Annotated in this window: 10 protein-coding genes, 2 tRNA genes and 3 rRNA genes; 5 read left to right on the forward strand and 10 right to left on the reverse strand. The window is 42.5% G+C overall.

From position 1 onward, the window contains the following. Nucleotides 1-11: 11 nt before the first annotated feature. The 10 genes from M1E86_RS15180 to gmhB form a co-directional block, all read right to left on the reverse strand. Nucleotides 12-404, reverse strand: a complete 393-nt coding sequence (locus M1E86_RS15180) for a hypothetical protein (RefSeq protein ID WP_213914318.1) — start codon at nucleotides 402-404, stop codon at nucleotides 12-14. Nucleotides 405-417: 13 nt separating this feature from the next. Further along, complete coding sequence (locus tag M1E86_RS15185; protein ID WP_213914319.1) at nucleotides 418-1605, reverse strand: NAD(P)/FAD-dependent oxidoreductase; 1188 nt, start codon at nucleotides 1603-1605, stop codon at nucleotides 418-420. Nucleotides 1606-1819: 214 nt separating this feature from the next. Continuing rightward, on the reverse strand, nucleotides 1820-2365 hold the full coding sequence (locus M1E86_RS15190) for a DUF1287 domain-containing protein (RefSeq protein WP_413776253.1): 546 nt from the start codon (nucleotides 2363-2365) through the stop codon (nucleotides 1820-1822). A gap of 95 nt (nucleotides 2366-2460) precedes the next feature. Beyond that, nucleotides 2461-3252, reverse strand: a complete 792-nt coding sequence (locus tag M1E86_RS15195) for an endonuclease/exonuclease/phosphatase family protein (RefSeq protein ID WP_213914321.1) — start codon at nucleotides 3250-3252, stop codon at nucleotides 2461-2463. Nucleotides 3253-4989: 1737 nt separating this feature from the next. Beyond that, nucleotides 4990-5105: ribosomal RNA gene (gene rrf / locus M1E86_RS15200) — 5S ribosomal RNA — on the reverse strand. 144 nt (nucleotides 5106-5249) lie between these two features. Then, a 23S ribosomal RNA gene (locus M1E86_RS15205) occupies nucleotides 5250-8267 on the reverse strand. A 328-nt stretch (nucleotides 8268-8595) separates the two neighbouring features. Further along, nucleotides 8596-8671: transfer RNA gene (locus M1E86_RS15210), tRNA-Ala, on the reverse strand. 134 nt (nucleotides 8672-8805) lie between these two features. Then, nucleotides 8806-8882 (reverse strand) — tRNA-Ile (locus M1E86_RS15215). A gap of 65 nt (nucleotides 8883-8947) precedes the next feature. Then, nucleotides 8948-10487, reverse strand: a 16S ribosomal RNA gene (locus M1E86_RS15220). The 16S, 23S and 5S rRNA genes sit together here with 2 tRNA genes alongside, the layout of an rRNA operon. A gap of 528 nt (nucleotides 10488-11015) precedes the next feature. Then, a complete protein-coding gene (gmhB, locus tag M1E86_RS15225) occupies nucleotides 11016-11582 on the reverse strand; it encodes a D-glycero-beta-D-manno-heptose 1,7-bisphosphate 7-phosphatase (protein ID WP_004915273.1) in 567 nt (188 codons plus the stop codon). 168 nt (nucleotides 11583-11750) lie between these two features. Here gmhB and metN point away from each other — a divergent pair, with 168 nt between their 5' ends. The 5 genes from metN (at nucleotide 11751) to tsaA (ending at nucleotide 15564) form a co-directional block, all read left to right on the forward strand. Continuing rightward, nucleotides 11751-12782 carry a methionine ABC transporter ATP-binding protein MetN gene (gene metN / locus M1E86_RS15230; RefSeq protein WP_213914632.1) on the forward strand — a complete coding sequence of 344 codons (1032 nt, stop codon included), beginning with the start codon at nucleotides 11751-11753 and terminating at the stop codon, nucleotides 12780-12782. Continuing rightward, the gene (gene metI / locus M1E86_RS15235; RefSeq protein ID WP_004257375.1) at nucleotides 12775-13428 is read left to right on the forward strand and encodes a methionine ABC transporter permease MetI; all 654 of its coding nucleotides are present in this window, start codon (nucleotides 12775-12777) and stop codon (nucleotides 13426-13428) included. The genes metN and metI overlap by 8 nt, the downstream gene beginning before the upstream one ends. 59 nt (nucleotides 13429-13487) lie before the next feature. Next, nucleotides 13488-14309, forward strand: coding sequence for a MetQ/NlpA family lipoprotein (locus M1E86_RS15240; protein ID WP_213914633.1), 822 nt, complete (start codon nucleotides 13488-13490; stop codon nucleotides 14307-14309). Nucleotides 14310-14435: 126 nt separating this feature from the next. After that, nucleotides 14436-14837, forward strand: coding sequence for an Rcs stress response system protein RcsF (gene rcsF / locus M1E86_RS15245; RefSeq protein ID WP_125890266.1), 402 nt, complete (start codon nucleotides 14436-14438; stop codon nucleotides 14835-14837). Nucleotides 14838-14844: 7 nt separating this feature from the next. Further along, on the forward strand, nucleotides 14845-15564 hold the full coding sequence (gene tsaA / locus M1E86_RS15250) for a tRNA (N6-threonylcarbamoyladenosine(37)-N6)-methyltransferase TrmO (RefSeq protein WP_213914634.1): 720 nt from the start codon (nucleotides 14845-14847) through the stop codon (nucleotides 15562-15564). Nucleotides 15565-15591 lie beyond the last annotated feature (27 nt).

Here is a 15591-nt window from a genome sequence, read left to right on the forward strand (position 1 = left end):
CCTCCGAAATATTACCCCTCTTGGGGTGAAGATAATCGAGAACCCATTATTTGCAAGGTTCGTAAAACGGTACTAATTCCACGTAATGTATTTGGATCTTTTAATAAAGCATATACCGAGCGAAAATTTGGATTTTTACTATTATATACCTCTTCCATTTTAGCCATATTATAAGCCGTACCGAACTCCCATATCGGTGATAAAGTATCCTCAAATGAATTTGCCAGTTTTTCTACCGTGCTATTATCAGTAATGTCAATAAGGTCAGAAATTAGAGAAAGTAAATCAACAATATTATCTAAACGATTCAATTGTAAAAGCGGTGCTAATTTGTCTGCGAAATGATCACCCGACTCAGAATTAAGAAGTTCAATTAGTTTACTTTGATTTTCATTATTAGACATTTTGATTTCCTCCTTAAACTAAGCCACGAATAGCAGCCCAATAAATACCTCTATTAAAGCCATTTCTGAGTAATCCTCCTAATTTAGTCGGAGGTGTAGGAATAACATCGTGTTTATAATCGTATTGTAAAGGCATTCCTGCTGTTAATCCCATTTGAGCAACGGCTTGAACTCGCCCATCATAGATAGCCGCGGGATAACCATAAATTAATTCACCACAAATATTATCGGCTATAATCGCAGCTTGATTATGGCAGCTTCCACCCGCTTTACTGATCGGTAAATCAACGGTGTCACCAATAACATAAACACCATCGACACCATAAACTTGCATTGTTTCGTGGTCAGTTGGTAACCATCCTTCACCATTATTATGTTCACTCAATCCTGTATTAATAACCGCTTCAACCGCAGTAATAGGAGGAGTACTAATCAATAAATCGAAATTTTGCTCGTCCCCTTCCTTCGAATAAGCTATTTTCTTATCTGGATCAACTTTATCTAAAGTAAATCCTCTCTGTGCCTTAATATTTTTAGCAGTGAATACTTCGGGAATAACTTCACAAACAGGTTGCTGCATAAATAAACAGTTACGTAATAATTGTGAAACGGTTGGATATGTATAAACGATTTCAATATTATCCCTGACTCGACGTTTTCGTAAAAACTCATCAATCATTAACGTTGTTTCCATCGGTGCGATACCACACTGATGAGGCACATTAGGTGTTTCAGGGAATGATACCGTAATAAAAATTCGACCTTTTTCAATCTTAGCAAGTTGGTCAGCTAGCTTTCTTGATGCTTCATAAGCATAAAAATGGTTACCGATATCTTTTAAACCTTGAATACGCTCAGGTTTAGGTACGCAACCTGTCGCTATCACAAGAAAATCATAATTATATTTTTTTCCATGTGTTGAGTTTAGCTCTTTATTTTTAAAATCAAAGTATTCTATTTTATCAATGGCTAACTCTATTTCAGGCCTTAACAGCTCTCTTTCTGGACGGCTTAATTCATCCTTAAAAAATAAATTAAAAGCAACATACATAAATGCAGGTTTATAATAATGGATTGGATTATCCGTAATTAATGTTATTTTTATTTTCTTTGAAAAAATTTCTTTACTCAATTTTCTAGCGAGTGTATTTGCTAGCATCGTCCCGCCCGTTCCACCGCCAACAATAACTATATTTTTCATCACATTAACCACCATTTATTTATGCTTTATACTCTATACAATTAACCCTTCATTTATAAATATAGTTCAAGGTAAATTAATGCTAATATAATAATTAGAATATAATTTAAAAAATAACAATTAAAACTAATCACTTACATATATAAAACCTCTTGAATAAGTTGATTTTAAAAATTATAATCTAGGAAATTATATTATATAAAAACCATCTCACTTAATAAGAATAATGTCCAACAATATCCCAACGAAATAAAACATCTTCAAAGACTTGGCCATATCCAATATTGTGCATCACTAAATAATTCTGTGTATTTGATGACTTTCTCGAAGTTACAACACCGATATGTGGCCGACCATTATCCAAACGCCAAGAGACAATATCGCCAGGAATATAATCACTGGCATTCTTTGATATAGGCTTATTTTTCCCTTTTCGTGAGAAAAAAGCCTCTAAATTAGGTACGCGACGATGATCAATATTTGTATCTGGCTTACGCAATCCCCACATTCGTTGACTGGGGTATTGGCGAAAATTTGCTTTCATGTCTTCATGAACTAATTGTTGCAAATCAATACCAATTTTTCGGTAGCTTCGTATAACCACATCAGAGCAGACACCGTATTGTTCGGGCACATCACCATTCGGATAAGAAATTTGTCGATAAGATGGGTCATAAATAACTAAACGAGGCAACTGTTCCGCATGTTTAGCTAACAATAAGCTAGACCCATTAGCTATTTGTGCAAAAAAGAAAAAGATATATAAAAGCGATAATTTCAATCTGATGTCCCCAATAAAAAGAGTTCATCAAATCTATAATTAAATGCGAGGGAAAATAAGGGAGATAATCTTAATTACTTAGAAAGCGTAAATTTGGTCATAATAGGGTTATGATCAGATGCATCTGTCGGTAGTACAGTGCTATCTTTAACCTTCAATCCACGATAAAACACGTAATCCAAAGGACGCCCAAAAGCCTTAGTCCGGTAATCATCACTAAATGCTATTTCTTTTAGACCCACACTACGAATAAACCGTTTTAATGCATTTACCCGTTGTCTACTCCATGCATTAAAATCCCCCGCAAGGATCACTGGCCCCACATGTTTAGCAATATGAACACCCAATTTATTTAGTTGTCGCGTATATACATCCACACCAAAACTGAAGTTAATTGCATGAACATTCGCGACCATCAAGTGCTTCCCATCTGGTAACGGGTATACTGTAATCAGCGCAGATTTAGCCAGTCGTAACAGTGGTTCTTTTTCTCTTAAAGGACAGCAATATATCGGATGTGAAGCAGCGAGCGTCATCACGCCAGCTGGATGAGGTGAAAAAGGTAATGCAGGTACTTGGTCAGCAATTAATTTATGTGATGCAGCAAAAGATATTAGCTCAGGTGACATTTGAGCCTCTTGCAACAAAATAAGTTTTCTATCCTTCACTAACTCATTAAGAGTGGGCTTCCAATTTGGCCTCTGCTGTTTGTAAATATTCCATGTAACCACATCAAGAGTTTCACCCGCAGCGAATAGAGGTAAACCTATTGGAAGTGATTCACCCAACATATGTACAGACATAGGCTGAATTCGTTTAGCGGGCTCACCTGCAATATACCGAACAGAATAGGTTCTTTTTGCCAAATTTGAAGTCCCTATATCACAGAAAAATAATGAAAATCTTACACTTTTTGATTAATTACTGGTTGTAGTATATCAAATTTGAGTAGTTATAGCTTATCAAATTTATCCCAATATCCACCCTACTCATAAGGTTTTTAACCTTTTTCACTAAAACGTTCTGTTCTTATCTGACTTTCTTACGAAATGATAACTATTTAATTATTCGCTACTTTATACCCCCTCAATCGGATCCACCATCTAAATAAACCTGGAAACACCCACTCTAATTTATTTTTCTCTCATTTTATCTCCCCCTTATACTCCTTTGCTACCAAAAGAGATGTGAGCTGTTACTTACTAGTTTATATCCAGAGCTTCCATTCATGATCACAATACCACCGAGTGTTATCTACCAATTGCTTGACTTAATTCTCTTAACTCATGCTGCCTAACCCCACACTCAGCACTTGTCTCCGCGCACTTTTCAACATGTGAGCTGTTACTTACTAGTTTATATCTAGACCTTCCATCATGGCGCTAGTAGATAATCACTACCACACCATATCCAGTTAATTTTATTGCAATTATGAACACTAATTAAGGAACAAGTGAGTTGTTACTCACTACTTTAGTTTCAGACCTTCCATTCACAGTAGTAATAGATAACCACCACATCATATCCCGTTAATTTTACTGGGATTAACTACGATTAAATCAATAATACGTGAGCTGTTACTCACTATTTTGGTTCCAGAGCTTCCATTCACAGCAGTAATAGATAACCACCACCACACCATATCCCGTTAATTTTATTGTAATTATGCACACTAATTAAGGAAAAAGTGAGTTGTTACTCACTACTTTAGTTCCAGACCTTCAATTCACAGCAGTAATAGATAACCACCACCACACCATATCCCGTTAATTTTATTGCAATTATGCACACTAATTAAGGAACAAGTGATCTGTTACTCACTACTTTAGTTTCAGAGCTTCCATTCGAAGTAGTAATAGAAGGAACAAGTGAGTTGTTACTCACTACTTTAGTTCCAGACCTTCCATTCACAGCAGTAATAGATAACCACCACCACACCATATCCCGTTAATTTTATTGCAATTACGCACACTAACTAAGGAACAAGTGAGCTGTTACTCACTACTTTAGTTCCAAACCTTCCATTCATGATCACAATACCACCGAGTGTCATCTACCGATTGCTTGACTTAATTCTCTTAACTCATGCTGCCTAACCCCACACTCAGCACTTGTCTCCGCGCACTTTTCAACATGTGAGCTGTTACTCACTACTTTGGTACAAACCGTTATATTCGCTTCAATAATAGGTAATCACCAGCTAATTACATCCAGTTAATTTTACTGGAATTAACTACGACTAAATCAATAATACGTGAGCTGTTACTCACTACTTTGTATCATGAACTTCCATTTGCGATAGTTATCTTCATGATTACGATGGTTATATTCATGACTAATCGCCCTGCGTAGAAGGATTAAATTAAGTGAGTCGTTAAGTTGGAGTTGGGAGTTGGGAGTTGGGAGTTGGGAGTTGGGAGTTGGGAGTTGGGAGTTGGGAGTTGGGAGTTGGGAGTTGGGAGTTGGGAGTTGGGAGTTGGGAGTTGGGAGTTGGGAGTTGGGAGTTGGAACATTAAGGGACTTCACTTCTAACATCAACAATTAGTTCATTACCCCTAAACGCAAAAAAGCCACCCAATGGGTGGCTTCTTCACTAATTTAATGTCTGGCAGTTCCCTACTCTCACATGGGGAGACCCCACACTACCATCGGCGCTACGGCGTTTCACTGCTGAGTTCGGCATGGGGTCAGGTGGGACCACCGCGCTATTGCCGCCAGACAAATTCTGTTTGTTTCCGTTTAATGTCACTTTTATGCACTAAACCAGAACCTCAATCTCAAACAAGCTGTGTGTCCTTCACCTCTCGGCTTCTCACTCGCTATCAAAAACAACCCAATCTCTCTAAAACACCTTCGGTGTTGTCAGGTTAAGCCTCACGGTTCATTAGTATTGGTTAGCTCAACATATCGCTATGCTTACACACCCAACCTATCAACGTCTTAGTCTTAAACGTTCCTTTAGGACCCTTAAAGGGTCAGGGAAGACTCATCTCAAGGCAAGTTTCCCGCTTAGATGCTTTCAGCGGTTATCTCTTCCGCACTTAGCTACCGGGCAATGCCATTGGCATGACAACCCGAACACCAGTGGTGCGTCCACTCCGGTCCTCTCGTACTAGGAGCAGCCCCTTTCAATCTTCCAACGCCCACGGCAGATAGGGACCGAACTGTCTCACGACGTTCTAAACCCAGCTCGCGTACCACTTTAAACGGCGAACAGCCGTACCCTTGGGACCTACTTCAGCCCCAGGATGTGATGAGCCGACATCGAGGTGCCAAACACCGCCGTCGATATGAACTCTTGGGCGGTATCAGCCTGTTATCCCCGGAGTACCTTTTATCCGTTGAGCGATGGCCCTTCCATTCAGAACCACCGGATCACTAAGACCTACTTTCGTACCTGCTCGAGCCGTCACTCTCGCAGTCAAGCTGGCTTATGCCTTTGCACTAACCGCATGATGTCCGACCATGCTTAGCCAACCTTCGTGCTCCTCCGTTACTCTTTGGGAGGAGACCGCCCCAGTCAAACTACCCACCAGACACTGTCCGCACCCCGGATAACGGGGCAACGTTAGAACATCAAACATTAAAGGGTGGTATTTCAAGGTTGGCTCCACGCAGACTGGCGTCCACGCTTCAAAGCCTCCCACCTATCCTACACATCAAGGCTCAATGTTCAGTGTCAAGCTATAGTAAAGGTTCACGGGGTCTTTCCGTCTTGCCGCGGGTACACTGCATCTTCACAGCGAGTTCAATTTCACTGAGTCTCGGGTGGAGACAGCCTGGCCATCATTACGCCATTCGTGCAGGTCGGAACTTACCCGACAAGGAATTTCGCTACCTTAGGACCGTTATAGTTACGGCCGCCGTTTACTGGGGCTTCGATCAAGAGCTTCTCCTTACGGATAACCCCATCAATTAACCTTCCAGCACCGGGCAGGCGTCACACCGTATACGTCCACTTTCGTGTTTGCACAGTGCTGTGTTTTTAATAAACAGTTGCAGCCAGCTGGTATCTGCGACTGGCTTCAGCTCCATCCGCGAGGGACTTCACCTAGCGCCAGCGTGCCTTCTCCCGAAGTTACGGCACCATTTTGCCTAGTTCCTTCACCCGAGTTCTCTCAAGCGCCTGAGTATTCTCTACCTGACCACCTGTGTCGGTTTGGGGTACGATTAATGATAATCTAGAGCTTAGAGGCTTTTCCTGGAAGCGGGGCATGAGCTACTTCATCACCGTAGTGACTCGTCATCGAACCTCAGCATGTAGTGAACCGGATTTGCCTAATTCACCTGCCTACATTCTTAAACCGGGACAACCGTCGCCCGGATAGCCTAGCCTTCTCCGTCCCCCCATCGCAATTATCACCAGTACGGGAATATTAACCCGTTTCCCATCGACTACGCATTTCTGCCTCGCCTTAGGGGTCGACTCACCCTGCCCCGATTAACGTTGGACAGGAACCCTTGGTCTTCCGGCGTGCGGGTTTTTCACCCGCATTATCGTTACTTATGTCAGCATTCGCACTTCTGATACCTCCAGCATACCTCACAGTACACCTTCACAGGCTTACAGAACGCTCCCCTACCCAACAATATTTACATATCGCTGCCGCAGCTTCGGTGCATAGTTTAGCCCCGTTACATCTTCCGCGCAGGCCGACTCGACCAGTGAGCTATTACGCTTTCTTTAAATGATGGCTGCTTCTAAGCCAACATCCTGGCTGTCTGAGCCTTCCCACTTCGTTTCCCACTTAACTATGACTTTGGGACCTTAGCTGGCGGTCTGGGTTGTTTCCCTCTTCACGACGAACGTTAGCACCCGCCGTGTGTCTCCCGTGATAACATTCTTCGGTATTCGTAGTTTGCATCGAGTTGGTAAGTCGGGATGACCCCCTAGTCGAAACAGTGCTCTACCCCCGAAGATGAGTTCACGAGGCGCTACCTAAATAGCTTTCGGGGAGAACCAGCTATCTCCCGGTTTGATTGGCCTTTCACCCCCAGCCACAAGTCATCCGCTAATTTTTCAACATTAGTCGGTTCGGTCCTCCAGTTAGTGTTACCCAACCTTCAACCTGCCCATGGCTAGATCACCGGGTTTCGGGTCTATACCCTGCAACTCATTCGCCCAGTTAAGACTCGGTTTCCCTACGGCTCCCCTATACGGTTAACCTTGCTACAGAATATAAGTCGCTGACCCATTATACAAAAGGTACGCAGTCACCCCACCCCAAAGCACATTCACTGCTTGTTTTGTGTGTTGGGCGTCGCAAAAAGCGCTCCGCCAACGCGTGTTGAATGTCACTTCAAAGTTGTCCTCAACACCAGAAAATGCTTTGGTGGTGGGGCTCCCACTGCTTGTACGTACACGGTTTCAGGTTCTATTTCACTCCCCTCGCCGGGGTTCTTTTCGCCTTTCCCTCACGGTACTGGTTCACTATCGGTCAATCAGGAGTATTTAGCCTTGGAGGATGGTCCCCCCATATTCAGACAGGATAACACGTGTCCCGCCCTACTCGTCGAGTTCACAACACTAACACCTTCGGATACGGGGCTATCACCCTTTACTGCCGGACTTTCCAGACCGTTCTCCTGATGCTAATGCTGATTAAGACTCTGGGCTGCTCCCCGTTCGCTCGCCGCTACTAGGGGAATCTCGGTTGATTTCTTTTCCTCGGGGTACTGAGATGTTTCAGTTCCCCCGGTTCGCTTCGTTTGACTATGTATTCATCAAACGATAGTGCAACGAATTGCACTGGGTTTCCCCATTCGGAAATCGTCGGTTGTAACGGTTCATATCACCTTACCGACGCTTATCGCAGATTAGCACGTCCTTCATCGCCTCTGATTGCCTAGGCATCCACCGTGTACGCTTAGTCGCTTAACCTCACAACCCGAAATTGTTTCAACGTTCACCTTACTGTCATGGCTGTGCGTGCATTCCTTCTTTGTTGGGCAGTGCTCGCAATGCTCACATACTTATGTATGCTGCGCTTGCTGTGCGCTGGCCGCCGCGAAGGACTGACTGCTCGCTCATGCCACTCGCTAAAGTGACCGAAAATTTCAGGTCTGAAATTTTGAGAGACTCTCACATTGTTTAAGCGATAAACAATGTGCGTTGTTTTCAATTTTCAGCTTGTTCCAGATTGTTAAAGAGCATAATTATTCGCAATAGACTAGTTGACTAATCTATTCTGAATAATCAGAAAAATTTATGGTGGAGCTAAGCGGGATCGAACCGCTGACCTCCTGCGTGCAAGGCAGGCGCTCTCCCAGCTGAGCTATAGCCCCATAAAGGTATTTTCGGTATCGTCTTTTTCTTTTTATGAAAGAAATCAGTTATAAATTGAATTCAGGCAAGGCATAGATTGGCGAAGCTTACGTGGGTAAGCGAGCTAATCTATAACGAAGCATCAATTCAATTTTGGTAGGCCTGAGTGGACTTGAACCACCGACCTCACCCTTATCAGGGGTGCGCTCTAACCACCTGAGCTACAAGCCTATCGATACCGCTACTCTATTTCATCAGACAATCTGTGTGAGCACTTCACAAAAACACTTCAATGGTAAGGAGGTGATCCAACCGCAGGTTCCCCTACGGTTACCTTGTTACGACTTCACCCCAGTCATGAATCACAAAGTGGTAAGCGCCCTCCCGAAGGTTAAGCTACCTACTTCTTTTGCAACCCACTCCCATGGTGTGACGGGCGGTGTGTACAAGGCCCGGGAACGTATTCACCGTAGCATTCTGATCTACGATTACTAGCGATTCCGACTTCATGGAGTCGAGTTGCAGACTCCAATCCGGACTACGACGTACTTTATGAGTTCCGCTTGCTCTCGCGAGGTCGCTTCTCTTTGTATACGCCATTGTAGCACGTGTGTAGCCCTACTCGTAAGGGCCATGATGACTTGACGTCATCCCCACCTTCCTCCGGTTTATCACCGGCAGTCTCCTTTGAGTTCCCGACCGAATCGCTGGCAACAAAGGATAAGGGTTGCGCTCGTTGCGGGACTTAACCCAACATTTCACAACACGAGCTGACGACAGCCATGCAGCACCTGTCTCAGAGTTCCCGAAGGCACCAAAGCATCTCTGCTAAGTTCTCTGGATGTCAAGAGTAGGTAAGGTTCTTCGCGTTGCATCGAATTAAACCACATGCTCCACCGCTTGTGCGGGCCCCCGTCAATTCATTTGAGTTTTAACCTTGCGGCCGTACTCCCCAGGCGGTCGATTTAACGCGTTAGCTCCGAAAGCCACTCCTCAAGGGAACAACCTTCAAATCGACATCGTTTACAGCGTGGACTACCAGGGTATCTAATCCTGTTTGCTTCCCACGCTTTCGCACCTGAGCGTCAGTCTTTGCCCAGGGGGCCGCCTTCGCCACCGGTATTCCTCCACATCTCTACGCATTTCACCGCTACACATGGAATTCTACCCCCCTCTACAAGACTCTAGCTGACCAGTCTTAGATGCCATTCCCAGGTTAAGCCCGGGGATTTCACATCTAACTTAATCAACCGCCTGCGTGCGCTTTACGCCCAGTAATTCCGATTAACGCTTGCACCCTCCGTATTACCGCGGCTGCTGGCACGGAGTTAGCCGGTGCTTCTTCTGTCGGTAACGTCAATCGTTGTTGATATTAGCAACAACGCCTTCCTCCCGACTGAAAGTACTTTACAACCCTAGGGCCTTCTTCATACACGCGGCATGGCTGCATCAGGCTTGCGCCCATTGTGCAATATTCCCCACTGCTGCCTCCCGTAGGAGTCTGGGCCGTGTCTCAGTCCCAGTGTGGCTGATCATCCTCTCAGACCAGCTAGGGATCGTCGCCTAGGTGAGCCATTACCCCACCTACTAGCTAATCCCATATGGGTTCATCCGATAGCGCAAGGACCGAAGTTCCCCTGCTTTGCTCCTAAGAGATTATGCGGTATTAGCCACCGTTTCCAGTGGTTATCCCCCTCTATCGGGCAGATCCCCATACATTACTCACCCGTCCGCCGCTCGTCAGCGGGAAGCAAGCTTCCCCTGTTACCGCTCGACTTGCATGTGTTAGGCCTGCCGCCAGCGTTCAATCTGAGCCATGATCAAACTCTTCAATTAAAAGTAGTCTGATGCTCAAAGAATGTCTTACTGACCGTAACGTTCTTTTGTTCGGCTAACTTTGTCGGCTTCGCATCGCTTCCCCTCGCCGTACCTAAGTACTGCCTCGGGTTATCTCTGCTTGCCTTCGCGTTATCCTTCCAAAATAAGCGTTACTACCTTATTTCATATATATGAATTAACGTGTTAGTCACTCTTCAAGACTTAAAATCAAATATTTTTTTGATAGTGTCCTGTGAGTGCCCACACAGATTGTCTGATAAATTGTTAAAGAGCGTTGCGACTAAATCTTTCGATTTTCGACTTCGAGGTCGTTGTCGCGAGGAGGCGTATATTACGTTTTCCTCCGTGAGAGGAAAGCAATTTTTTGCTTTTTCTTTTCAGAATCTCTCGCTGCCGTTTCAGTGTTCATCGCGCTTTGCGTTGTCTTGTTCCCGGTCAGTGGATGCGCATTATAGGGAGTCAGAAAAATCTGGCAACCCCTTTTTTCATTTTTTTATTCAACTGCTTGCTTATCACTCAAAACGACTACTTTTTGATTCTTTTTAGTGCTTCTGGCAGTTCGGCAATACTATTAATAACAAGGTCTGCATTATTAATTGCCTCATCTGTGACTGGCTCGCCACTTTTTACTAATACGGTCGTACCGACGTTAGCACCTTTACCTGCTAACATATCAGCCAGTTTGTCACCGACCATAATGGATGAAGCCATATCTATCTTTAAAAAGTCTTGTGCATCTAATAGCATTCCAGGTTTTGGTTTACGACAATTACAGTCTTGGCGATATTCTTCTACTGTAGCTTCAGTATGATGAGGGCAAAAATAAATACCGTCTAAGTCAATACCGCGATCTGCTAATGACCAATCCATCCATTCTGTTAGTTGCATAAACTGGTCTTCTGTATAAATTCCCCGACCAATACCTGACTGGTTGGTTACGATAACTAATGCATAGCCCATCTTTTTTAATTCAAGCATTGCTTCAATTGACCCTTCGATAAATTCGAAGTCATCAATTTTATGCACATAGCCATGATCGATATTAATTGTTCCATCTCTATCTAAAAAGACTGCTGGGATCCCGTTACTCACCTGTTTGCTCCTAAAATTTAGTATTTTTTTAGTATCTCATGAAAAGAAATAAAAGGAGAATAGAATAAATAGAACAATCTTTATTGACTTAGACGTCTAGACGCCTTAACATCCAACCTTATTAGATACACTATCTAAAAACAATTCAGATAAAGTTAGAAACTATAAATGATAAAGCTCTCAAATATTAATAAAGTTTTCCAGCAAGGAAGCCGTAACATTCAAGCACTTACTGATATTAGCTTGCATGTGCCTGCTGGTCAGATCTATGGCGTTATTGGTGCTTCAGGTGCAGGTAAAAGTACGCTTATTCGTTGCGTAAATATGCTTGAACGTCCAACTTCAGGCCAAGTTATTGTCGATGGACAAGATTTAACATCGATGACTGAAAAAACGTTGACGAGAGCACGTCGCGGCATTGGCATGATTTTCCAACATTTTAACCTGTTATCTTCACGTACTGTTTTTGATAACGTCGCTCTTCCTTTAGAACTAGATAATACGCCTAAAGAAAAAATTAGAGAGCGTGTGGATGAATTACTCGATTTGGTTGGGTTAACTGAAAAGAAAGATGCGTACCCAGCAAACCTTTCTGGCGGGCAAAAACAACGTGTTGCTATCGCTCGCGCATTAGCTAATTCGCCTAAAGTATTGCTCTGTGACGAGGCAACAAGTGCATTAGACCCCGCGACAACTCGTTCAATTTTAGAATTATTGAAAGATATTAACCGCCGATTAGGCCTAACTATCTTATTGATTACTCACGAAATGGATGTTGTAAAACGTATTTGTGACCAAGTTGCTGTAATCAGTGGTGGGCAATTAATCGAGCAAGACAAGGTGAGCGAAGTATTCTCTCACCCGAAAACACCTGTCGCTCAAGCGTTTATTCAATCAACATTAGTGATTGATATTCCAGATGATTATAAAGAACGATTAAAAACAGAGCCTGGTAAGGACTCATCACCATTACTCAAGCTTGAATTTACAGGGCAGTCTGTTGATGCGCCTTTAATTTCAATGGCTGTACGCAAGTTTGATATTGATATTAATATTTTAAGTTCACAAATTGACTACGCGGGTGGCGTAAAATTTGGGGTGATGTTAGCCGAGCTACATGGCATTAATGGTGGCATTGAATCCACAATTGCATTTCTGAAAGAGCATCACGTGAAAGTAGAGGTTTTGGGTTATGTCTGAGAGAATGATTTATCTGCTGATTAACGGCACAATTGACACTATCACAATGACCTTTGTTTCCGGCTTTTTGGGTTTTGTTTTAGGTTTACCATTAGGTGTATTGCTCTATATTACACGCAAAGACCAGGTCATGGAAAATGTAGGGTTATATCGAGCTCTTGCCGTTGTCGTAAATATTTTCCGTTCAGTGCCATTTATTATTTTACTGGTTTGGATTATTCCATTAACTTCGTTTCTTGTTGGGACGACTATTGGCTTAAAAGCGGCAATCGTTCCTTTAACAATTGGCGCTGCACCATTTATCGCTCGTATGGTTGAAAATGCGTTATTAGAAATTCCAAGCGGTTTAATTGAATCAGCCCGTGCGATGGGTGCAACTCCTCTTCAGATTATTCGTAAGATTTTGATCCCAGAAGCATTGCCAAGTTTAATTAATGCAGCCACTATCACGTTAATTATGTTAGTCGGATATTCTGCAATGGGTGGCGCTGTTGGTGCCGGTGGTTTAGGTCAAATCGCACTACAATATGGCTATCAGACCTATAACCCTGTAGTGATGAATACCGTTATTGTTCTCCTCGTCATTTTAGTAAACCTTATTCAGTTTGGTGGCGAGTATTTAATGAAAAAAGTTTCACATCGATAGTTAGTAAAATAGCTGCGCCATTAAGGTGCTTATAACGTCCGTTTTAAAGGGGTAAACCAATGTCTATTAAATTAAAATCTATCGCAGTTGTCGGCGCGCTATTAGGCACACTCATTCTCACTGGTTGTGGTGAAAAAGAGAAAGATGCCAACAGCATCAAAGTTGGTGTGATCATGGGCAAAGAATTAGAAGTTGCTGAAGTCGCACAAAAAGTTGCTAAAGAAAAGTATGGTTTAAATGTTGAGCTCGTTTCATTTAATGACTTCGTTTTACCTAATGAAGCGTTGAGTAAAGGCGATATCGATGCAAATGCATTCCAACACAAACCTTATCTTGATCAGCAAATTAAAGATCGTAATTATAAATTAGTTCCTGTCGGAAATACCTTTATTTATCCAATTGCGGCTTACTCTAAAAAAATCAAGTCGGTAGATGAACTCGCTGATGGTTCACAAATTGCGTTACCAAATGACCCAACTAACTTGGGCCGTTCATTACTGTTACTACAACAACAAGGGTTAATTAAATTAAAAGATGGTACTGGCTTAATGCCGACTGTTTTAGATGTGGTTGAAAACCCGAAAGACCTGAAATTTGTTGAGTTAGAAGCGCCTCAATTACCTCGTGCTTTAGATGACCAAAAAATTGCATTAGCGATTATCAATACAACTTGGGCAAGTAGTGCTACACCTAAATTAACCCCAGCAAAAGATGGTTTATTTGTTGAAGATAAAGATTCTCCATACGTAAATATTATTGTTGCTCGTGAAGATAATAAAGATAACGAAAATGTGAAGAAATTTATTCAAGCATATCAATCGGATGAAGTTGCAAATAAAGCAAATGAAGTCTTCGATGGTGGTGCAGTTAAAGGTTGGTAATCTTTTTTATTATTTAAAAAACGATTAAAATACTAGACGGCTTAACGCCGTCTAGTATTTTTTGTAATTTATAGACTATAAAAACAACGCGGCATTATTTTGAATAATATAAGAAAGGTATAACTTATGAGACTGTTATTGCTCACTTTGGTAACATTTGTGTTAGCCGGGTGTGGAATTAACCAATACACGAGTCCAGGGCAAAATAAAGGTTTCACTAGTATGAAATTGTCTAAACCTGTACCGAAAGTAGCAGAGCCAGACACAGCAAACGTTAAATTAATGAACAGCCCAGAAGAGTTATTAGGGATGCCTTTCAAAGATTTGGGTGTTGTCTCCGGTGAATCTTGTCGAGAAAGCGTTCAAAGCCCTCCGGCAAATTTAAATACCGCAAAAAAAAGCATGTTATCACAAGCTGCCTATATTGCTGCTGATGCCGTACTTTTACATCAGTGCCAAACAATGACCTCTCCGGGTTGCTATCAGGCAACAATTTGTGAAGGCAGCGCATTACAAATTGTTGAATAAATATCTTATGCAATCTTTTCAGTTTAATGTTATTGGGCACATTGAATCTCCGTATAAAGAAAAGTTTGCAATCCCTCGCCAACCTGGACTTGTTCAGGCTGGTGTGGGCCGCTTACATTTGCATTCGCCATTTAACGACCCTAATTCAGTACGAGGACTCAATCAATTTAGCCATGTGTGGGTTTTATTCGTTTTTCATCAAACGATGGAAAATGGTTGGAAACCACTCGTGCGTCCTCCAAGACTCGGGGGGAATGAAAAAATGGGTGTTTTTGCGACTCGTTCAACTTTTAGGCCAAACCCAATAGGTATGTCACTTGTTGAATTACGTGGAATAACAATCAAAAACAACCAGGTGATCCTTGAGCTTGGCAGCCTTGATTTAGTTGATGGCACCCCGGTTATCGATATAAAACCTTATTTACCTTTTGCTGAAGCAGTATCAAACGCAACCGCAGGATATGCACAAGACACACCTTCAGATGATATGCAGGTTATATTTACCCCACAACTAGAAACTGAATTAGATGTTTATCAAAATCAGTATCCGGGTATTAAACAATTTATTTCACAAGTCTTAATGCAAGACCCTCGCCCCGCATACAAAAAACAATCTACTGAAACACGTGACTATGCCGTTCATTTATTAGATTTTAATATTCGTTGGCGAGTAATTGATGGTGTGACTGAAGTATTCGCTATCGAACCATGCGAAAAATCACCTTAACCCCTTTTGGCAAGCCTCCGTCACTGG

This window comes from Providencia sp. PROV200 (assembly GCF_049901995.1).
GTDB lineage: Bacteria > Pseudomonadota > Gammaproteobacteria > Enterobacterales > Enterobacteriaceae > Providencia > Providencia rettgeri_E.

Bases quoted from the DNA above. Each gene is read 5' to 3' on its own strand.
- M1E86_RS15180 (WP_213914318.1), bottom strand. From the start codon at position 404: ATGTCTAATAATGAAAATCAAAGTAAACTAATTGAACTTCTTAATTCT.
- M1E86_RS15185 (WP_213914319.1), bottom strand. From the start codon at position 1,605: ATGAAAAATATAGTTATTGTTGGCGGTGGAACGGGCGGGACGATGCTA.
- metN (WP_213914632.1), top strand. From the start codon at position 11,751: ATGATAAAGCTCTCAAATATTAATAAAGTTTTCCAGCAAGGAAGCCGT.
- metI (WP_004257375.1), top strand. From the start codon at position 12,775: ATGTCTGAGAGAATGATTTATCTGCTGATTAACGGCACAATTGACACT.
- M1E86_RS15240 (WP_213914633.1), top strand. From the start codon at position 13,488: ATGTCTATTAAATTAAAATCTATCGCAGTTGTCGGCGCGCTATTAGGC.
- rcsF (WP_125890266.1), top strand. From the start codon at position 14,436: ATGAGACTGTTATTGCTCACTTTGGTAACATTTGTGTTAGCCGGGTGT.
- tsaA (WP_213914634.1), top strand. From the start codon at position 14,845: ATGCAATCTTTTCAGTTTAATGTTATTGGGCACATTGAATCTCCGTAT.